The 18,984-nt window shown below is 61.2% G+C and carries 17 protein-coding genes and 1 pseudogene; 10 read left to right on the forward strand and 8 right to left on the reverse strand.

What is annotated here, in order from left to right:
• Positions 1-96 (forward strand): annotated as a pseudogene (locus tag V8G57_RS15175) (biopolymer transporter ExbD); the annotation flags it as partial.
• Positions 97-178: 82 nt separating this feature from the next.
• Positions 179-1,447, forward strand: coding sequence for a tetratricopeptide repeat protein (locus V8G57_RS15180; RefSeq protein ID WP_342830068.1), 1,269 nt, complete (start codon positions 179-181; stop codon positions 1,445-1,447).
• Between the two features lie 94 nt (positions 1,448-1,541).
• Here the strand turns inward: V8G57_RS15180 and V8G57_RS15185 are convergent, their stop codons facing one another.
• Positions 1,542-1,760, reverse strand: a complete 219-nt coding sequence (locus V8G57_RS15185; RefSeq protein ID WP_092398022.1) for a hypothetical protein — start codon at positions 1,758-1,760, stop codon at positions 1,542-1,544.
• 249 nt (positions 1,761-2,009) lie between these two features.
• Between V8G57_RS15185 and V8G57_RS15190 the strand changes: the two genes are divergently transcribed.
• A complete protein-coding gene (locus V8G57_RS15190; protein ID WP_342830069.1) occupies positions 2,010-4,196 on the forward strand; it encodes a prolyl oligopeptidase family serine peptidase in 2,187 nt (728 codons plus the stop codon).
• 66 nt (positions 4,197-4,262) lie between these two features.
• Here the strand turns inward: V8G57_RS15190 and V8G57_RS15195 are convergent, their stop codons facing one another.
• A complete protein-coding gene (locus V8G57_RS15195; RefSeq protein WP_425458284.1) occupies positions 4,263-5,129 on the reverse strand; it encodes a Crp/Fnr family transcriptional regulator in 867 nt (288 codons plus the stop codon).
• Positions 5,130-5,697: 568 nt separating this feature from the next.
• Between V8G57_RS15195 and V8G57_RS15200 the strand changes: the two genes are divergently transcribed.
• On the forward strand, positions 5,698-6,135 hold the full coding sequence (locus V8G57_RS15200; protein WP_342830071.1) for a hypothetical protein: 438 nt from the start codon (positions 5,698-5,700) through the stop codon (positions 6,133-6,135).
• A 45-nt stretch (positions 6,136-6,180) separates the two neighbouring features.
• On the opposite strand, the gene V8G57_RS15205 is transcribed toward V8G57_RS15200, so the two are convergent.
• The gene (locus V8G57_RS15205; protein WP_092398028.1) at positions 6,181-6,879 is read right to left on the reverse strand and encodes an aspartate/glutamate racemase family protein; all 699 of its coding nucleotides are present in this window, start codon (positions 6,877-6,879) and stop codon (positions 6,181-6,183) included.
• A gap of 114 nt (positions 6,880-6,993) precedes the next feature.
• Here V8G57_RS15205 and V8G57_RS15210 point away from each other — a divergent pair, with 114 nt between their 5' ends.
• Together V8G57_RS15210 and V8G57_RS15215 are read left to right on the forward strand one after the other, a co-directional pair.
• The gene (locus V8G57_RS15210; protein ID WP_342830072.1) at positions 6,994-7,719 is read left to right on the forward strand and encodes an AzlC family ABC transporter permease; all 726 of its coding nucleotides are present in this window, start codon (positions 6,994-6,996) and stop codon (positions 7,717-7,719) included.
• The gene (locus tag V8G57_RS15215) at positions 7,719-8,045 is read left to right on the forward strand and encodes an AzlD domain-containing protein (RefSeq protein ID WP_092398295.1); all 327 of its coding nucleotides are present in this window, start codon (positions 7,719-7,721) and stop codon (positions 8,043-8,045) included. The genes V8G57_RS15210 and V8G57_RS15215 overlap by 1 nt, the downstream gene beginning before the upstream one ends.
• Here the strand turns inward: V8G57_RS15215 and V8G57_RS15220 are convergent.
• Entirely contained in the window at positions 7,990-8,985 is a 996-nt protein-coding gene (locus tag V8G57_RS15220; RefSeq protein WP_342830073.1) for a LysR family transcriptional regulator, read from the reverse strand. The two genes, V8G57_RS15215 and V8G57_RS15220, sit on opposite strands and share 56 nt — an antisense overlap.
• Before the next feature lie 144 nt (positions 8,986-9,129).
• Here V8G57_RS15220 and V8G57_RS15225 point away from each other — a divergent pair, with 144 nt between their 5' ends.
• A complete protein-coding gene (locus V8G57_RS15225) occupies positions 9,130-10,146 on the forward strand; it encodes a zinc-dependent alcohol dehydrogenase family protein (RefSeq protein WP_342830074.1) in 1,017 nt (338 codons plus the stop codon).
• A gap of 7 nt (positions 10,147-10,153) precedes the next feature.
• Here V8G57_RS15225 and V8G57_RS15230 read toward each other — a convergent pair whose 3' ends face one another.
• Complete coding sequence (locus V8G57_RS15230; RefSeq protein WP_092398036.1) at positions 10,154-10,915, reverse strand: metallophosphoesterase; 762 nt, start codon at positions 10,913-10,915, stop codon at positions 10,154-10,156.
• A gap of 371 nt (positions 10,916-11,286) precedes the next feature.
• Here V8G57_RS15230 and V8G57_RS15235 point away from each other — a divergent pair, with 371 nt between their 5' ends.
• Positions 11,287-13,470 (forward strand): phosphocholine-specific phospholipase C, encoded by a 2,184-nt coding sequence (locus V8G57_RS15235; protein ID WP_342830075.1) that lies wholly within the window; start codon positions 11,287-11,289, stop codon positions 13,468-13,470.
• Positions 13,471-13,599: 129 nt separating this feature from the next.
• Here V8G57_RS15235 and V8G57_RS15240 read toward each other — a convergent pair whose 3' ends face one another.
• The 3 genes from V8G57_RS15240 to V8G57_RS15250 all read right to left on the reverse strand — a co-directional run bounded on the left by V8G57_RS15240 (position 13,600) and on the right by V8G57_RS15250 (position 16,226).
• Complete coding sequence (locus tag V8G57_RS15240; RefSeq protein ID WP_092398040.1) at positions 13,600-13,833, reverse strand: hypothetical protein; 234 nt, start codon at positions 13,831-13,833, stop codon at positions 13,600-13,602.
• A gap of 101 nt (positions 13,834-13,934) precedes the next feature.
• Entirely contained in the window at positions 13,935-15,002 is a 1,068-nt protein-coding gene (locus V8G57_RS15245; RefSeq protein ID WP_092398042.1) for an aldose epimerase family protein, read from the reverse strand.
• A 15-nt stretch (positions 15,003-15,017) separates the two neighbouring features.
• Positions 15,018-16,226: a XylR family transcriptional regulator gene (locus tag V8G57_RS15250; protein ID WP_342830076.1), complete on the reverse strand. Its 1,209-nt coding sequence runs from the start codon at positions 16,224-16,226 to the stop codon at positions 15,018-15,020.
• Between the two features lie 245 nt (positions 16,227-16,471).
• On the opposite strand from V8G57_RS15250, the gene xylA reads away from it, so the two are divergent.
• Both xylA and xylF read left to right on the forward strand, forming a co-directional pair.
• Positions 16,472-17,788: a xylose isomerase gene (xylA, locus tag V8G57_RS15255; protein WP_342830077.1), complete on the forward strand. Its 1,317-nt coding sequence runs from the start codon at positions 16,472-16,474 to the stop codon at positions 17,786-17,788.
• A 144-nt stretch (positions 17,789-17,932) separates the two neighbouring features.
• Entirely contained in the window at positions 17,933-18,913 is a 981-nt protein-coding gene (xylF, locus tag V8G57_RS15260; protein ID WP_425458291.1) for a D-xylose ABC transporter substrate-binding protein, read from the forward strand.
• Positions 18,914-18,984 lie beyond the last annotated feature (71 nt).

Genomic DNA, 18,984 nt, shown 5'->3' on the forward strand with positions numbered 1-18,984 from the left:
GTGGAGTACAAGTCGGTGGCCGCCGTGATGGCGTCGGCGCAGCGGCTGGGCGTCACCAAGATCGGCATCGTCGGCAACGAGCAGTTCATGGAGTAATCAATAGCATTTGTTTTTGCACCAGAAAATAGGCAGGGTCATACCCCTGCCTATTTTCGTTTTTTCGATTGAAAGAATAGCTATGTCCAAATTGCGTTTCGCACCAATTTTCGTGTTGTTGGCAGCCGTGGGCCTGACCACGGCACTTCCCATGGCCGGCTTTGCTCCGCTGGCGCATGCCGCGGACGCCAGCGCCAAAGCCGAGACGGTGCGCCCGGAAATCGGCACGCCGCTGCAGGCAGCGCAGGCACTTCTTAAAGAAGAAAAATTCAAGGAAGCGCTGGCCAAGATCGCTGAAACCGATGCTGTCGCCGACAAGACACCGTATGAAATATATGCCATCGACCGCCTGCGCGGGGCTGCTGCCGCGCGCGCCGGCGATACCGACCTGGCAGGCAAATCGTTCGAAGCAGTGATTGCGTCCGGACGCCTGGAGCCGGCGGAAAAAGCCAAGATCGTGCAGGCGTTGGGCAGTTTGTACTACGACGCGGAAAAATATCCCAAAGCCATCGAATGGCTATCGCGCTCGCTGAAGGAAAACGGCAACGATCCGCAAACCCGCACCTTGCTGATCCAGTCCTACTACCTGAGCAACGACATTCCGCGCGCCACCAGCGAGCTGCAGAAAGACATCGCGGCCGATGAAAGCGCAGGCCGTACGCCGACCGAGATCACCTTGAAACTGCTGGTCAGCTGTGCGCTCAAGAGCAACGACAAACAGGCATACCTGAGCTCGCTGGAAAAGCTCAACAGCTACTATCCGAAGAAAGAATACTGGCTCGACTTACTCAGCCGTATCCAGGCCAAGCCGGGCTTCTCTGACCATCTGACGCTGGACTTGTACCGCTTGAAAGCCGCGACAGCGCAGTTGCAGACCAGCGCCGAATTCACCGACGTGGCGCAACTGGCGCTGCTGGCGGGATTCCCGGCAGAAGCGAAGAAAACTCTGGACCAGGGTTTTCAGTCGGGTGTTCTGGGCAGCGGTCCTGACGCCGCCAAGCAAAAGCGCCTGCGCGACCAGGCCAGCAAAGGAATGGCCGACGACCAGAGAACATTAGCGCAAACCGAAGCCTCGGTAAACGCCAGCAAGGAAGGCACCGGCCAGCTCAACCTCGGGTATGCGCTGGTCACCGCCGGCCAGTTTGACAAAGGCTTGGCGCTGATGGAGAACGGCGTGAAGAAGGGCGGCCTCAAGCGTCCAGAGGACGCCAAGCTGCACCTGGGCATTGCTTACCAGCTGGCCGGACAGAAAGACAAGGCGATCCAGGCCTTCAAGTCGGTTCAAGGTACAGATGGCGTTGCCGATTTGGCGCGCTTGTGGGTGATGCAGGCAAACCATCCGATCAATTAATCTGACGCAATGCGGCGCTGAATAGAAAACGTCTCACCTTTCGGTGAGACGTTTTCAGTTAACCGCTGTCAATCATGCCGTAAAAAAGGCGTACTTAATTCCTGGGTGCGTGTGTCGTACCTGTACCAAACAGCCCGCTAGCCTGCTCAGGCGAGAGCGTTTCTACATTCGACTTCTTGTTTTGCCTGGACGGCAGGTTGCTGCCGGTGGTGTAAACGTTTTCCTGGTTGTCGGCGACGTTCTGGTTGCCGGCGTCGACTGCGCATGCAGACAGGACGGGCAGGATAAATGCACAGGCAAATAGTGTTTTCATGGCTGGTTTCTTTGTCTCTGGATGTTGGAGTTGGTAGCCCGCTCGACGTGATGGCTGCGCGCTACATGATGTTACATTTTAGAAATGCACGATAGCATATTTACTTTCGAAAAAGCAACAAGCAACGTGGCAAACAGACATCGCATGCAATCGATGATATTGTGTTTCCCTTACGCCGCAGCCACCAGCCGCCGGCGTATTTTTTCAGCTTTGCTCATCTGATTTCACCCAAATCACAACGGACAAAACATGTACCTAAAACACGCATTGGCCCTATCCGCCATCCTCACCAGCGGCGGCGGCATCGCCCAGCAATGCCCGGCGGGCAACCAGGCCCTGGCTTATCCGGTCAGCAAGAAAATCGACCAGGTAGACGACTATCACGGCGTCAAGGTAGCCGACCCTTACCGCTGGCTGGAAAACGGCAACAGCGACGACACCAAGACGTGGATAGAGGCGCAAAACACACTGACGCAAGGCTTCCTTGAAAAAATTCCTGCACGCGCGGCGATCCGCGAACGGCTGACCAAGCTGTGGAATTTCGAACGCTTCAGCGTGCCCTTCAAGGAAGGCGGCCGTTATTTTTACAGCCGTAACGACGGCCTGCAAAACCAGGCGGTGCTATACACCGTCAAACAACTCGATGAAGAGCCGCGCCTGCTGCTCGATCCCAACAAGCTGGCGGCGGACGGCACGGTGGCGCTGGCCGGCATTGCGGTCAGCCCGAACGGCAAATACCTGGCCTACGGCACCGCTGCCTCCGGCTCCGACTGGAACGAATGGAAGGTGCGCGACATCGAAAGCGGCAAAGACACCGCCGATCATTTGCAGTGGGTAAAATTCTCTGGCGCATCCTGGGCCCACGACAGCTCGGGCTTTTTCTACAGCCGCTACGATGCGCCGAAAGAAGCGACCAAGTTGGCCGACGTGAATTATTTCCAGAAGCTGTATTTCCATAAAATCGGCACTTCCCAGGACAACGATGTCCTGGTCTACGACCGGCCGGATCAAAAGGAATGGGGTTTCGCCGGCCACGTCACCGATGACGGCAAATACCTGGTCGTCAGCATTTCGCAAGGCACGGAACAAAAGAATCGCGTGTACTACAAGGAGCTGGGCAAAAAAGACGCAAAGATGCTACCGCTGCTTGACGGTTTCGATGCTTCTTACGATTTCATCGACAACGATGGCCCGGTGTTCCTGTTCAACTCCAACAAGGACGCGCCAAAGGGCCGCATTATCGCGATCGACACGCGCCACCCCGAGGTTGAAAAATGGCAGGTGATCGTGCCGGAGGCCGAGCAAACCTTGCAAGGCGCGAACGTGGTCGGCCAGCGCCTGGTGCTGGACTACCTGAAAGATGCGCGCAGCCAGGTCAAGGTATTCACGCTGGACGGCAAGCTGGTGCGGGAAGTGGCTTTGCCGGGAATAGGTTCTGCCAGCGGTTTCGGCGGCAAGCGCCATGACAAGGAAACCTTCTATTCGTTTACCGGCTTTACCACGCCAGCGTCCATTTACCGGTATGACCTGGCGAGCGGGAAGAGCAGCCTGTACCGGCAGCCGAAGGTCGATTTCGATCCGAGCGCGTTCGAGACGCGCCAGGTTTTCTACAGCAGCAAGGATGGCACCCGGGTACCGATGTTCATCGTATCGAAAAAGGGCCTGAAGCTCGATGGCAGCAACCCGACTTATCTGTACGGTTATGGCGGCTTCAACATTTCACTGACGCCGGCGTTCTCGGTGCCCAACCTGGCCTGGATGGAAATGGGCGGCGTGTACGCCGTGCCGAACCTGCGCGGCGGCGGCGAGTACGGCAAGGCATGGCATGAAGCCGGCACCAAGCTGCAGAAGCAAAACGTGTTCGACGATTTCATCGGCGCGGCGCAGTGGCTGATCGCCAATAAATATACCTCGCCGCAGAAACTGGCGATCGGCGGCGGCAGCAACGGCGGGCTGCTGGTCGGCGCCACCATGGTGCAACGGCCGGAGCTGTTTGCCGCGGCGATCCCGGCCGTCGGCGTGATGGACATGCTGCGCTTCCATAAATTCACCATCGGCTGGGGCTGGACTTCGGATTACGGCTCTTCCGACAACGCCGATGAATTCAAAGCCTTGTATGCCTATTCGCCGCTGCACAACCTGAAGCCAGGCACCTGCTATCCGGCCACGCTGGTGACCACCGCCGACCATGACGACCGCGTGGTGCCGGCGCACAGCTTCAAGTTTGCGGCCACCGAACAGGCTGACCAGGCAGGCGCGGCGCCGGTGCTGATACGCATCGACACCAAGGCCGGGCATGGCGCCGGCAAGCCGACTTCGAAGCAGATTGAAGAGGTGGCCGATCGCTGGGGCTTTTTGACCAAGGTACTGGACATGCGCCCGGCGCCGGACGTTGGTGCGGTGGCGGGCAATCCACCAGAGCCGTCGGCCGACTGACTGCATCCCGACAGCAGCGGCTGGCCGTCCACCGCAGCCGCTGCGGACTGAATGCAGGGCGATATCCTATGAGGCTTTTTTCTCGCTGAGCGTATCGCGATGATCGTGCTTCAGGTCCGCGTAGCATTCGCAAGCCCTTGCTTCCAGGCCATCCCGGTCCAGCACTGTCAGGTGCCCGCGCGCATATTGGATCAGGCCTTCTTCCTGCAGCTTGCCGGCTGCCTCGGCGATCGATTCGCGCCGCACGCCCAGCATCGCGGCAATCGCGCTTTGCGTGACGCTGATTTCGTTGCCAGGCAAGCGGTCTAGCGTCAGCAGCAGGCAACGGCACAATTGCTGCGGCACGCTGTGATGGCGGTTGCACACGGCGGTTTGCGACATTTGCGCAAGCAGCGTCTGCGTATAGTGCAGCAACAGTTGCTGCAAGGCGCCGCCGCGGGCGAACTCTTCCGCCAGGATGCTGGCCTTCAGGCGAAAGCCATAACCCGCGCTTTTCACGGTGGCCCGGTTCAGGCTCTTGCCGCCGCCCATGAACAGGGTGACTCCCAGCACTCCCTCATTGCCGATCACCGCAGTCTCGGCCGAGCTGCCGTCTTTCATGTCGTGGACCAGAGAAACGATGCTGCTGGTGAGAAAATAAATATGCCGTATCTGGCTATCCGCTTCGCATACCGTCATGCCGAACGGCATCGCGACAAATTCCAGGTGCGGCAGCAGGCGCCGGAAATCTTCTGGCGGCAGGGCGTCGAGTATGTGGTTCTGCAAAGGATTGTGGCCGTACAGGCCGGCAATGCGGAGCGAGGTGAGGTGTTGCGTGCCGGGCTGGATCAGCTCGGCCATGTTTTCTCTCCGAAGGACCGACAGTACCGCGGCGCTATTTTTCGCACTCGTTTTCAGAGTGCCGCAATTGTTCAATACGTAAGCCATCGCCATCTCCTTTGAGGATGTGGTTTGTACTGCTGTGTATTGATGATTGCATTGGAGCGGAGTTTGCGAAATCAGCGCTTGTCTTCTTCTGCTGTAGGAATGCGCTGACACAGGAATCGACGCTGGAGAGGCGTCCTGTCACAAAAAAATGCGGTTGACGCCCTGTGGCGCCAACCGCGGTCTGCTAGCTGCCGCTGGAAGAACTGGCGCCCGATGCAGCCGGTGCGGCCGGTGCAGCGTCGGGGGCCGACGGGGCGGGGGCTGCCGGAGCGGCTGGCGGCATTGCCTGCTGCGTCGCCGGTGGAGTGGCTGTTGCAGGAGCATTAGGGTCATCCGTTTTTTTACATCCGCTGACCGCGATCATGGCAATTGCTGTAACGATAAGTGTGTGCTTAAGTAACATATTCTCTCCATCGGACGGGAGCAGCATGTCAAAACCGCCACCGTCAAAAAATGAAAAATGAACTGCTGACGTTTATATCTTTGTGCAAAATTCCGCGAATGTAAAGTTTGAATCGGTGTTTCAGTAAGGGCCGGTATCCGCCAGACAACAGTCAATCGACCGAAAAGCCGCATGCAGCAAGGGATGCCGGCTATTTTCAGGGGTGACGCGCTAAGTTGCCTAGCGCACAAAACTGATCCGGATTTGCAATTAACCTTGATTCACCATCTTTATAAAGGACTCGACATGAAAAACATTCATATCCTCGTGCTGCCTATTGCGGCGCTGCTGTGCGTCAACCTGGCCCAGGCACAAACCACGGCGCCCGCCGAAGGTGCCGCACCCGCAGCGACCACCAGCGTCGATACCCGCGCCGCCTTGACCGACCCGCTGGTGCAAAAACGGCAAGCCGATAGTGAAGCGAAGGCAGAATACAAGGCCAAGAAAAAAACCGCAAAGGCAAACATGAAAGTAGAAAAAGCGGAGGCGAAATCGGATCTGAAAGAAGAGAAACAGGAATCGACCAAGGCTCGCGACAAAGCCATGGCAGCCGATCCCATGCCTAAATAGACAGCGCTCTCCGCCATCGCGCCGCGGCCGATGGCGCTGCAGGCGTCATGTTGCGGCGAGCGCCCAGTCCGCGGCCTTGCGCGCATGGATGCTGGTGGTGTCGAACAAGGGTACTGCCGAATCCTGGGCGCCGACCAGCAGCGAGATCTCGGTGCAACCCAGGATGACCGCCTGCGCTCCTTGCGCGACCAGGCTCGCAATCACCCTGCGGTATTCCGCGCGCGACGCTTCCTTCACCTGGCCCACGCAAAGCTCGTCGTAGATGATGCGATGGACCGTATCGCGGTCTTCCTGCCCGGGCGTCAATATCTGCAAGCCGTGGCGTTCACGCAGGCGGTCTTTGTAGAACGCCTGCTCCATGGTGAAACGGGTGCCGATCAAACCTATCGTTGACAAGCCTGCCTGCTTGATTTCGTCGGCAGTGGGATCGGCGATATGGAACAAGGGGATGCCGGCCGCGGCTTCGATAGCGGCCGCGACCTTGTGCATGGTGTTAGTGCACAGGACCAGGAAATCGGCGCCGGCCCGTTCCAGCGCCTGCGCCGCTTCAGCCATCCTGGCGCCGGCGGCGTCCCAGTCGCCGGCATGCTGCAGGCGTTCTATCTCGTGGAAATCGACGCTGTAGAGAATGATTTTTGCCGAGTGCAGCCCGCCCAGCTGCTGCTTGACGGTTTCATTGATTTGACGGTAATAGGGCACGGTCGATTCCCAGCTCATGCCGCCGATAAGGCCGATGGTCTTCAAAGAACACTCCTACGGTAGAGATTGATGCGCGCATGCGCAGGGCGCCAATATGACGGTCCACTAGCGCAAAGCGGCGCTTGACATTACTATTCCGGCATCGCAAAGGAATAGATTATGCCGCATCCCACCTCCCTGTCCAGTTTTGCCGCCGGCGCCCGCGACACCATACCGATGATGGTTGGCGCGGCGCCGTTCGGCGTGATTTTCGGCGCGCTGGTCGCCGCCGGGCCGCTGGCGCCCTGGCAAGGCCAGCTGATGTCGCTCGGCGTGTTCGCCGGCTCCAGCCAGTTCATCGCGGTCGGCCTGGCGGCAGGGCAGGTCGGCCTGCTGGTGATCTGGATGGCCACCTTCATCGTCAACCTGCGCCACATGCTGTACGCGGCGACCTTGCTGCCGCACGTCAGCCACTTGCCGGCGCGCTGGCGTTTCCTGCTGGGCTTCCTGCTGACCGATGAAACCTTCGCCGTGATGAATGCCTACTACCTGAAGCACGCCCATACGCCCCGCGGGCACTGGTATTTCCTGGGATCGGGCTTGTCGATGTACGGCAACTGGCAGTTGTGGACACTGCTCGGTTTGCTGTTCGGCACGGCATTCCCGCAATTGCAGACCCTGGGGCTGGATTTTGCGATGGTGGCGACTTTCATCGCGATCGTGGTGCCGCAGCTGTTTCGCTTGCCGCAGCTGGCTGCCGCGCTGGCCGCAGGCGCATTCGCCTGGTTCCTGCGTGACCTGCCTTACAAGCTGGGATTGCTGGCGGCGATCCTGGCCGGCGTCGGCGTCGGCCTGGCGCTGTCGCACTGGCAGGCGCTGCGCCGCGCGGCAAGGAGCAAGGCATGATGTACTACACTTGGATGATCATCGGCATGGCGCTGATCACGGTATTCATCAAGGCGGCGATCTTCATGCTGGGCGAGCGCGCCGCCTTTCCGATCTGGCTCAAGGAAGCGCTGGCCTTTGTGCCGGTCACCGTGCTGACGGCGATCATCGTGCCGATGGTGCTGGCGCCGCACGGCCAGGGTCTTGAATTGAGCTGGCGCAATCCGCAGCTGATCGCCGCCATTGCAGCGGTCCTGGTGTGCGCCGGCACACGGCGCCAGCTGCTGACCATCATGGTTGGACTGCTGGTGTTTTTTGCCTGGCAGTTCGGGGTGCTGGGACGCTAGGGTATTTTTCACTCGGTTTTTTTTTCGGCCGTTGCATCTGACCGACCATCGGCGGGATCTCCGCCACCAGGGCGTCGATCGCCACGCGGGTCTTGGTCGGCAGATAGCGCGACTGCGGCCATACCACATAGATCTCGGTAGGCAGCACGCTTTCGCTGTCGATCACCAGCTCCAGTTCGCCGGCGGCGGCATGTTTCGACATCAGCCAGCAAGGCAGCCAGGCCAGTCCGGCGCCGGCCACCGCGGCATCGGTGATGGCTTGCAGGTCGTCGAACACCAGGCGGATGTTCACTTGCGGCTTGTGCACCTGGCCGGCGCTGTCGCGCACGCGCCAGGGCTCCAGGCGGCCGGCGCGGCCGTAGGCAATTCCGACATGCCGGCTCATCTCCGCCACGCTGCCCGGCTTGCCGTGAGCAGCCAGGTATGACGGCGCGGCGCAGATCGACATGTCTTGCGTAGCCAGCTGGCGCGCTACCAGGGTGGCGCTGTCGGGCAGGCTGCCGATGCGGATCGCCAGGTCGTATTTTTCTTCCACCAGGTCTTCCACCCGGTCGCTGAACGAGATTTCGATCGCCAGCCGCGGATGGCGCCGCGCCAGGGCCAGCAGCACCGGGGCCACGCAGTGGCGGCCGAACAGCACCGGCACGCTGACGCGCAAGCGCCCGATGGCTTCGCTCTTGCCGCTGTCCAGCGCCGATGCGCCGGCGTCCAGTTCCGCCAGCGCGCGCACGCAGCGTTCGTAATAAGCCTGGCCGTCTTCGGTCAGGCTCTGGCTGCGCGTGGTCCGTTGAAACAGGCGCACTCCCAGGCGCTGCTCTAGCCGCGCAATGCTCTTGCCTACCGCCGAGCGGGTCAGGCGCATGCGTTCCGCCGCCAGCGCAAAACTGCCGGCTTCCACCGCCTCGACGAAAGCACTGATGCCATGCAAACGGTCGCTCATTTTATTGTATCCATATACGCTACATACATAGTAAAAAATGCCGCCACTGAGGAAAAATAAGAACCTATATCATAACAGCCAATCCCGCCGCTGACATTGCGGCGGCCAGGCACAGATGATGTGTGAAACGAACAGGAGATTTCCATGCAGGCTTATCAGATTCAGGCAGGGCAAAAGATTGCGGGACTGGAACGGGTGCAGCGCGACAGCGCGCCGCTGGCAGCGCATGAGGTGCGGGTGCGCATGCATGCGGTATCGCTCAATTATCGCGACCTGATGATCGCCGACGGCACATATCTCAGCACTGGCGACAAGCCCGTGATCCCGGGCTCCGACGGCGCCGGCGAAGTGATCGAAGTGGGGGCGGCAGTGAACCGCTTCAGCGTCGGCGACCGTGTTACCGGGTCTTTTTTCCCGGACTGGATCAGCGGCGCGCCGACTCCGCGCAACACCGCCCGCGCGCTCGGCGCGGTGACGGATGGCGTGCTGGCCGACGAGGTGGTGCTGCATGAAGAGTCCTGGGTAGCGATTCCGTCGTACCTGGACTATATCCAGGCCGCGACCTTGCCCTGCGCCGGCGTCACCGCCTGGAACGCCTTGTTCGTCGAGGGCCGGCTCAGGGCCGGCGACAGCGTGCTGCTGCTGGGCACCGGCGGCGTCTCGGTCTGGGCGCTGCAGCTGGCCAAGGCGGCCGGGTTGCGCACCATCATTACCTCGTCCAGCGACGCCAAGCTGGAACGCGCCCGCGCCCTGGGCGCCAGCGCCATCATCAATTACCGCAACACACCCGAATGGCAAGATGAAGTGCTGCGGCTTACCGGCGGCGCCGGGGTCGACCTGGTGCTGGAAGTCGGTGGCCAGGGCACGCTGGCGCGCTCCATCCGCAGCACCAGGATGGGCGGTACGATTGCCATCATCGGCGGCGTCAGCGGTTTCGGCGGCGAGCTCGATCCGTTCGCTTTGATCGGCGGCGCCAAGCGCTTGTCTGGCATCTTCGTCGGCAGCCGCGCGATGCTGGAGGACCTCAACCGGTTCGTTGAAGTGGCGGCGATACAGCCGGTGGTAGACAAGGTGTTCCCGTTCCAGCAGGCGCGCGAAGCTTATGCATACCTGGAACAGGCTGGCCACTTCGGCAAAGTCGTGATCGAAGTCGCCAGGTAAGACAGGTTCAAACGGAAAATGTCAGGCCGGGATCGAAACTGGCGTTTTCCGCGTTGCCGCCGCGTGCGTAACCGCGCGGATTGCACAGCACCCGGGTCGCCCCGATTCGGTAATCCGAGCTGTCATGCATGTGCCCATGCAGCCAGAACGCCGGCTGCCACGCCAGGATGCGTTGTTCCAGCTCGGACGTGAAACAGGCATTCAGCGCCGATCCCGCAAAGCGTTGATGCACGCTTTGCGGGCCAGGGGCGTGATGGCTGACGACGATGGTCGGGCCGTCATGCGGCTGCGCGAACTGCTGCTCCAGCCAGGCAACCGTGTCGTCGAACAGCATTTGCGACAGGGCCGGCGTAAACGTGTCGGGAAAATCCGGCGCCACGCGTATCCGTGAAAAATCCCTGACCAGTTCGGTTGCCTGCTGCAGGCCCAGCTGGCGCTGTTCGGCGCTGCTGAAGAAACGGAAGTCCGTCCACAGGGTGCAGCCAAGGAAGCGCACGCCATCCAGCAGCAGCGCCTGCTTCTGCAATATGTGCACCTGGCTGCCTTGCGCTGCGCTCCTGAGGTCGCGCATGGCGCTGACCAGGTCGCTCCCGTAAAACTCATGATTGCCAGGCACGAAGATCGTCGGCACGGAAAATTGCCTGGCCCACTGCATGGCTTCCACAGGCCGCCAGATGTCGCCGGCCAGCACCACGACGTCGGCATCGGTTGCCGGCGCCGGCATCGGGTGCACGGACAGGTGCAGGTCAGAGATCAATGAAATTTTCATGGCACGGCAAAATGCTCCGGTTATCCACGGGGCGACTCTGCAAGCCGCTGCCCCGCCGTATTGCCAAGCAGCTTACCGAAAGTGCAGGAAGTAAGCAACGCAGGCCATCCATACAGGCCATCAATAGCCAGGATTACTGGCGTCTCCAATCGTTACAGAACGGTCATCGAACCTTCATACGCCTGAAATATTTCGCCGCAATACTTCGATACATTCAAAAGATGCGTGGCGGTAACTACATGGCCGGAATCAACCAACTGTCGATGGCGTCACCAGCCCCGTGTTCCAGCAATCCGCTCTCGCACCGTCTCCCTGCTGCACATTCCCTTCCCAAGCGACGCCTATCCCAATAAGGAAAGAACAGGACCATCATGACCAAGAAGAACCGCCGCCATTTCCTGCGCACCGCCGGCACCGCGCTCGCCGCCACGGCCTATTCCGTCAGCGCCAATGCCGCTTTCCCGGAAGCCATCCGCAGGGCGCTGGCGATCCCCGCCAACAACAAGACCGGCACCATCCGCGACGTCGAACATGTGGTGATCCTGATGCAGGAAAACCGCTCCTTCGACCACTACTTCGGCACGCTCAACGGCGTGCGCGGTTTCGGCGACCGTTTCCCGATCCCGCTGGCCGGCAAGCGCAATGTGATGCAGCAGACGTACACCGACAAGACCACCAAACAATCGCGCGTGATCCTGCCTTATCACCTCGACAGCAAGATCGGCAACGCCCAGCGCGTCAACGGCACCAGCCACTTCTACGATAACGCACAGGATGCCTGGGACCTCGGCCGCATGGCGAACTGGCCGACCTACAAGCAGACCCAGTCGATGGGTTATTACACCTCGGCCGAGCTGGATTTCCAGTTCGCGCTGGCGAACGCGTTTACGGTGTGCGACGCCTACCATTGCTCGTTCCACGGCGGCACCAACCCTAACCGGGTATTCCACTGGACCGGCAACATCGATCCCAAAGGCAAGAACGGCGGCCCGGTCATCGATAACAGCCAGGATCATCTGGAAGCCTCTACCAGCGCTGCCAGCTACAGCTGGAAGACCTACCCGGAACGCCTGCAAAAAGAAGGCGTGTCGTGGAAGGTCTACGAGAACATGCCGGACAATTTCACCGACAATCCGCTGGCAGGTTTCGTTGCCTATCGCCAGGCCAACGAAAAGCGCGGCAACGCCGTCGACGGCGCTCCTTATCCAGCCTACCTGCCTAGCGACGACAGCATCGACCCGCTGCTCAAGGGAGTGGCCAACACCATGCCGGACGGCGGCTTCCTGGCTGCCTTGCGCGAAGATATCGGCGCCGGCACGTTGCCGCAGGTATCCTGGATCGTCGCCCCGGCAGACTACAGCGAACATCCTGGGCCATCCAGCCCGGTGCAGGGCGCCTGGTATATCCAGGAAGTGCTGAATGCCTTGACCGCCAATCCGGCGGTATGGAGCAAGACCGTGTTGCTGGTCAATTTCGACGAGAACGACGGTTTTTTCGACCACGTGCCGCCGCCATGCGCGCCTGGCTACGAAGGCGGCGAGCTGGCCGGCCATTCGTCGGTTTCCACCGACGGCGAATATTTTTCCGCGGCGGCATCGGCTACCTACCAAAACCGTCCCTACGGTCCCGGCCCGCGCGTGCCGATGTATGTGATCTCGCCATGGAGCCGCGGCGGCTGGGTCAATTCGCAGGTGTTCGACCACACCTCGGTGCTGCGTTTCCTGGAAGCCCGCTTCCACGTCAAGGAAGAGAACATCACGCCATTCCGGCGCGCGGTCTGCGGCGATTTGCTGTCGGCTTTCAACTTCGTCAATCCGAACCATGAAGTCTTGCCGACGCTGCCGAAACGCACCCGGGCGGAAGCTGACGCGGTGCGCGCCCAGCAGGAAAAACTGCAGCAGGTCGCCTTGCCGGCCGAAGGCAGCCAGGTGTTTCCGATGCAGGCGGCAGGCGTCCGGCCTTCGCGCGCATTGCCTTACGAGCTGCATGCCAGCGCCCGGGTCGATGCCAGGCACAACAAGATCAACCTGGCTTTCCGCAATACCGGCCGGGCTGCCGCGGTGTTCCATGTCTACGACCGTCTGCACCTGGATCGGGTGCCGCGCCGCTATGCGCTGGAAGCCGGCAGGGAATGGCAAGACAGCTGGGACCTGGAGGCCGACCGCGGCGCCTACGATCTGTGGGTGCTGGGGCCGAACGGCTTCCATCGCGCTTTCCAGGGCAATCTCGCGGTACTTTCAGTGGATGGTTCGGCCGAACCTGAAGTCAAGCTCAGCTACGATATCTTCACCAAGCGCATCTGCCTGACGATGGCGAACCGAGGAGAAGGGGCCTGCATCGTCACTGTCAAGCCGAATGCCTACCGCCAGGCCGGCCCCTGGACTTTCCATGTGCCGGCCCGCATGCAGCTCGACCAGCATTGGCCGATCGGCGGCCAGGGCAACTGGTATGACCTGACGGCGACGGTGCCGGCCGGCGGTTTCAGCCGGCGCTTCGCAGGCCGCATGGAAACCGGCGCGCATGGCGTGAGCGATCCGGCAATGGCTGCCACCTGATTGGACGGCTTGCCGCTTTCGTTGAACAGGAACAGGCTGCGGAAGAGGACGAATGAGAGTGCGGTGAAGGTGACGGCAGGAGAGGGATAGCGGGACATAAAGAAAAAGCGGGCTACAAAAGAAAAGGGCCTACATTGTTGTAGGCCCTTCTTTATTCCGGCTCTCCAGTCCGGTCCGAACTTGCATTTGCGGTGCGAGGAATGTGTGTCCTGCTTCAAATGCGTCGATCAGCCGGATCATGTGTTCCATTCGCTGCTGTTCTTGCGCGGTGGTATTGCGGTTCCATAACATGTCGAACTCGACAATCATCATGTAATACTCGATCTCGCTGATGAGCGGTTCCGCTCCGTTTTGTTTTGTCATGTGTCTCTCTTTCCAATATGTGCATCGCGCCTGATCGCCCGCAGGCCGGCTGGTGAGCCAGTGCGGGCGGGCTTTATTCTACGCTTTTCCGCCGCCGCTTGTCAGCGCACCGAGATTTGGTAAATCGTGGTCTGGCGATACACCTGGCCGGGCCGCAGGATCACGGCTTCGGCATCTGGGCCGTTGATCTGGTTGGGATAGGCTTGCGTCTCCAGGCAGAAGCCGTCGTGTATCGCATAAGGCTGGGCGTTGCGGCCTTGTATGCCTGCCAGGAAATTCCCGCTGTAGAACTGCAAACCGTTCTCGGTGGTCGAGACCGACAGCTGGCGGCCGGAGCCGGGATCGTAGACGGTTGCGACTTCCCGCAGCGGCTGCGCGTTGCGGCCCTGGCCCGGCGCAGGAGCGGCGCCGTCCTGCGGCCTCAGGCAGTAGCAATGGTCGAAGCCGCCGGCCAGCTTGAGCTGGGTGTCGGGCCAGGCCAGGCGCGGCCCGATCGGCGCCGGCTGGCGGAAATCGAAGGCGCTGCCGGCGACATCGGCAGCATCGGTGGGGATCAGCTGGGCGTCGATCTGCAGGTACCGGTCAGCCGCGATCGACAAGATGTGATCGTAGATATCGCTGCCGCCGCCGTTGAGGTTGAAGTAGCCGTGCGAGGTCAGGTTGAGCGGCGTCGGCGCGTCGCTGGCGGCGCTGTAGTCGATGCTCAGGCGGCCGCTGTCGTCCAGGCTGTACAGCACCGAAACCTGCACGTTGCCGGGATAGCCGCCGTCGCCATCCGGCGATTCCAGCGTCAGCCGCAAGCCGTCCGGGCCCGGTTCGGCGCGCCACTGCGCCAGGTGGAAGCCGGTGTCGCCGCCATGCAGGTGGTTGTCGCCGTTGTTGCGGTCGACCAGGTACTCGGCGCCGTCCACGGTGAAGCGGCCCTTGGCGATGCGGTTTCCCCAGCGGCCGACCAGGCTGCCGAAGTAAGATGGATTTGCCTGGTAGCCGCTTTCATCGGGATAGCCGAGCAGGATGTCGGCTACCCGGCCGTAGCGGTCCGGCGCCCACCAGGAGACCAGGGTCGCGCCGTGGTCGCTGATCAGGATCCGCATGTCGTGCGCGTTGCGCAGCGTGTACAGGGTGACGCCATGGTCGGCGGCTGTGCTGGTGATGGAGGTCGGTGTCATCGGTGTCGGCTTCGGTCAGTTGATGGTGTTTGCGGTTGGCGGCGATTGCCCGGCCTGCGCCAGCCGGTCCTGGTATTCGCGCGGAGTGCAGCCCAGTTCGCGCTTGAATACCGCGTGCATGTATTGCACCGAGGTGAAGCCGCAGCTGACGGCAATCTCGGCGATGCTGTGGGCTTCGTGCTGCAGCATGTCCTTCGCCACGCCCAGCTTGAAGCGCAGGATCTCGTCGTGCACGCTGCGTCCCAGCTCGCGGCGGAAATACCATTCCAGCGAAGAGCGCGAGACGCCGACATAATCGGCCACTTGTTCGGTCTTGATGCCTTGGCAGGCGTACTGGCGGATGAAGTGCATGGCTTGCATCACGTGCGGATGGCTGGGCGCTTCGTGGCGGCTCGATGCCAGCACGTTGATGCCGGCCGGCGGCACCAGGATGCGGGTGCCGGCCAGGCGTCCGCCATGCAGCATCTGGTGCAGCAGGTGGGCGGCGGTGCGGCCCATTTCGCGCGTGCCCTGGATCACCGAACTGAGCGGCACCCGGGTCAGGATGCGCGCCAGCGGATCGTTGTCGATGCCGATCAGCGCTACCTGTTCCGGCACCGCGATGCCGGCGCACAGGCAAGCCTGCAGCAGCTGGCGCGCGCGAGCGTCGGTGACGGCGATGATGCCGATCGGCTTGGGCAGCGTCTGCAGCCAGGCGATCTGCTGCTCCACCGCAGTGTCCCAGGAAGGCGCGCTGGTGCCGACGCCGCGGTATATTTCGCCCTGCATGCCGTCGCGCTGCATCAGGCTTGCAAACGCCTTCTCGCGTTCCTGGGCCCAGCGGTTGACGTCGGCTTGCGGCAGGCTGAAGCAGGCAAAGCGCTGCAGGCCGGCTTCGATCAGGTGATCGTAGGCCAGCTTGACCAGCTTGAAATTGTCGGTGGCGACATACGGCGTGTCGCCGGGATAGTCGGCTTGATCGGCATACGAACCGCCCACTGCGACTACCGGCAGGCTGACCCGCGACAAGGCTTCGCAGGCAGCCGGATCGTCGAAGTCGGCGATGATGCCGTGGCCCTGCCAACGCTCTATGCCTTGCAGGCGGCAGCGGAAATCCTCCTCCAGGAACAGATCCCACGAGGCGCGCGTGCTGCTCAGGTATTCGCCGATGCCGGCGATGATGTCGCGGTCGAAGATCTTGTTGCCGTTGAACAGCAGGGCGATGCGGTGCACGGTTCTTGTCATCTTGCAGTCTCCTGGGAGCGCCATGCAACCCGGTTTGTCAATTTGTCATTGCCGCGGACCGATTCCAGTCCGTTGGCCTCGATTGTAGCGAAGCGCGCCGCCAGCGTCAGGCCAAATGCCGTTATGTGCACCTGCAATAGAAAGAATCGCTAGGGCATCTGGTGGATTTCGTAATTGTGGCGCGCCGGGAGCGGTTCTAGTATGGGCCCACATCAACACCGCACCACCACCCTACAGGAGCAAGCATGAGTTATTTCCCTTCCGTGACACCGATCCGCTTCGAGGGCAAGCAGGCGCAGACGCCGCTGGCTTTCCGCCACTACGACGCCGACAAGCTGGTACTGGGCAAGCCGATGCGCGCCCACCTGCGCATGGCGGCCTGCTACTGGCACACTTTCGTCTGGCCCGGGTCCGACGTGTTCGGCGCCGGCACCTTCCGCCGTCCCTGGCAAGAAGGCGGCGACGCCATGGAAATGGCGCACAAGAAGGCCGATGCCGCTTTTGAATTCTTCAGCAAGCTGGGCGTCGACTACTACACCTTCCACGACACCGACGTCGCGCCGGAAGGGACCAGCCTGGCCGAATACCGCAACAACTTCGCGCAGATGCTGGACGTGCTGGAGCGCAAGCAGGAACAGACCGGGGTGCGCCTGCTGTGGGGCACCGCCAACTGCTTCAGCCATCCGCGCTTTGCCTCCGGCGCCGCCAGCAATCCCAATCCCGAACTGTTTGCCTACGCCGCCGCGCAGGTCTGCACCGCCATGAACGCCACCCAGCGCCTGGGCGGCGCCAACTATGTGCTGTGGGGCGGCCGCGAAGGTTATGAAACCTTGCTCAATACCGACCTCAAGCGCGAACGCGAACAGCTGGGCCGTTTCATGCGCCTGGTGGTGGAGCATAAGCACAAGATCGGTTTCAAGGGCACGCTGCTGATCGAACCGAAACCGCAGGAACCGACCAAGCACCAGTACGACTACGACAGCGCCACCGTGCATGGCTTCCTCAAGCAGTACGGCCTGGAGCAAGAGATCAAGGTGAATATCGAAGCCAACCACGCGACCTTGGCCGGGCACAGCTTCCATCATGAAATCGCCACTGCCGCTGCGCTCGGCATCCTCGGCAGCGTCGACGCCAACCGCGGCGATCCGCAAAACGGCTGGGATACCGACCAGTTTCCCAACAGCGTCGAAGAGATGACGCTGGCCACTTACGAAATCCTGAAAGCCGGCGGCTTCACCACCGGCGGTTTCAACTTCGATTCCAAGGTGAGGCGCCAGAGCCTGGACGAAGTCGATTTGTTCCACGGCCACGTCGGCGCCATGGATGTGCTGGCGCTGGCGCTGGAGCGCGCCGCCGGCATGGTCGAGAACGACCTGCTGGCGAATTTCAAGGCCGAGCGTTATGCAGGGTGGGATGGTGCTTTCGGGCAGGATGTGCTGGCCGGAAAGCTCAGCTTGAGCGACATCGCCGAGCATGCGTTTGCCAGGCAGATCAATCCGCAGGCGGTCAGCGGTCGCCAGGAAATGCTGGAGAACCTGGTCAACCGCGCCATATATGGGTGATTAGGGGTGATTCCGGGTGATATCGAGTGTTGCAGAAGTTGAAGTTGGCAGGGCGAGGTTAATGCGTGATCAGCAGTTAAATCAAAACCAATGACAGGAGACACAGCAATGAACAAGATCAAGAGAAAGAGTCTGTTGGCAGTGATGTCGATAGCGGTATTGGCACTGGGCAGCACGGCCGCCATGGCCGATTCCAAGAATCCCAAGATCGGTTTTTCGATCGACGACTTGCGGGTAGAGCGCTGGGCCAGGGACCGCGATTTTTTTGTCGCGGCGGCTGACAAGCTGGGCGCCAAGGTGTTTGTGCAATCGGCCGACGCCAGCGAACAGCGGCAGATCGCCCAGATCGAGAACCTGATCTCGCGCGGCGTGGATGTCATCGTCATCGTGCCGTTCAACGCTACCGTACTGACCAATACCGTCAAGGAAGCCAAGAAGGCCGGCATCAAGGTGGTGTCGTATGACCGCCTGATCCTGAACGCCGATATCGATGCCTATATTTCTTTCAACAATGAAAAGGTCGGCGAGATGCAGGCCGAAGGCGTGCTCAAGGCGCAGCCAAAGGGGAACTACTACCTGCTGGGAGGATCGCCCACCGACAACAACGCCAAGATGCTGCGCGAAGGCCAGCTGAAAGTGCTGAAGCCGTCCATCGACAAGGGCGACATCAAGATCGTCGGCCAGCAATGGGTCAAGGACTGGAGCGCCACCGAAGCCCTGTCCATCGTGGAGAACGCCCTGACTGCCAACAATAACAAGATCGACGCTATCGTCGCTTCCAACGACGGCACCGCCGGCGGCGCGATCCAGGCGCTGGCTTCGCAAAAGATGGCGGGCAAGGTGCCGGTCTCGGGACAGGACGCCGACCTGGCCGCAGTCAAGCGCGTGATCGCGGGCACCCAGGCCATGACGGTCTACAAGCCGCTCAAGCTGATCGCCTCCGAAGCGGCCAAGCTGTCGGTGCAGCTGGCGCGCAACGAAAAACCTTCCTACAACGCCCAGTATGAAAACGGCGTCAAGAAAGTCGATACGATCCTGCTGAAACCGACGCCGCTGACCAGCGCCAACGTCAAGCTGCTGGTGGACGACGGTTTCTATACCGAAGCCCAGATCAGCAGCAAGTAAGCTGCCGCATGAACTGAAACGGCCGCGGCGGCTTTGGTCCGCCGCGTCGCCGTTTTCCCTTCAATCATTGC

It is taken from the genome of Collimonas rhizosphaerae (assembly GCF_038896935.1).
GTDB classification, from domain to species: domain Bacteria; phylum Pseudomonadota; class Gammaproteobacteria; order Burkholderiales; family Burkholderiaceae_D; genus Collimonas; species Collimonas rhizosphaerae.

Excerpts from the sequence above, each read along its gene's own strand:
- V8G57_RS15225 (WP_342830074.1), top strand. The coding sequence starts at position 9,130 with ATGCAGGCTTATCAGATTCAGGCAGGGCAAAAGATTGCGGGACTGGAA.
- V8G57_RS15180 (WP_342830068.1), top strand. The coding sequence starts at position 179 with ATGTCCAAATTGCGTTTCGCACCAATTTTCGTGTTGTTGGCAGCCGTG.
- V8G57_RS15185 (WP_092398022.1), bottom strand. The coding sequence starts at position 1,760 with ATGAAAACACTATTTGCCTGTGCATTTATCCTGCCCGTCCTGTCTGCA.
- V8G57_RS15215 (WP_092398295.1), top strand. The coding sequence starts at position 7,719 with ATGTACTACACTTGGATGATCATCGGCATGGCGCTGATCACGGTATTC.
- V8G57_RS15235 (WP_342830075.1), top strand. The coding sequence starts at position 11,287 with ATGACCAAGAAGAACCGCCGCCATTTCCTGCGCACCGCCGGCACCGCG.
- V8G57_RS15195 (WP_425458284.1), bottom strand. The coding sequence starts at position 5,129 with ATGGCGATGGCTTACGTATTGAACAATTGCGGCACTCTGAAAACGAGT.
- V8G57_RS15190 (WP_342830069.1), top strand. The coding sequence starts at position 2,010 with ATGTACCTAAAACACGCATTGGCCCTATCCGCCATCCTCACCAGCGGC.
- V8G57_RS15245 (WP_092398042.1), bottom strand. The coding sequence starts at position 15,002 with ATGACACCGACCTCCATCACCAGCACAGCCGCCGACCATGGCGTCACC.
- V8G57_RS15250 (WP_342830076.1), bottom strand. The coding sequence starts at position 16,226 with ATGACAAGAACCGTGCACCGCATCGCCCTGCTGTTCAACGGCAACAAG.
- xylA (WP_342830077.1), top strand. The coding sequence starts at position 16,472 with ATGAGTTATTTCCCTTCCGTGACACCGATCCGCTTCGAGGGCAAGCAG.
- V8G57_RS15220 (WP_342830073.1), bottom strand. The coding sequence starts at position 8,985 with ATGAGCGACCGTTTGCATGGCATCAGTGCTTTCGTCGAGGCGGTGGAA.
- xylF (WP_425458291.1), top strand. The coding sequence starts at position 17,933 with ATGTCGATAGCGGTATTGGCACTGGGCAGCACGGCCGCCATGGCCGAT.
- V8G57_RS15200 (WP_342830071.1), top strand. The coding sequence starts at position 5,698 with ATGCAGCAAGGGATGCCGGCTATTTTCAGGGGTGACGCGCTAAGTTGC.
- V8G57_RS15210 (WP_342830072.1), top strand. The coding sequence starts at position 6,994 with ATGCCGCATCCCACCTCCCTGTCCAGTTTTGCCGCCGGCGCCCGCGAC.
- V8G57_RS15240 (WP_092398040.1), bottom strand. The coding sequence starts at position 13,833 with ATGACAAAACAAAACGGAGCGGAACCGCTCATCAGCGAGATCGAGTAT.
- V8G57_RS15230 (WP_092398036.1), bottom strand. The coding sequence starts at position 10,915 with ATGAAAATTTCATTGATCTCTGACCTGCACCTGTCCGTGCACCCGATG.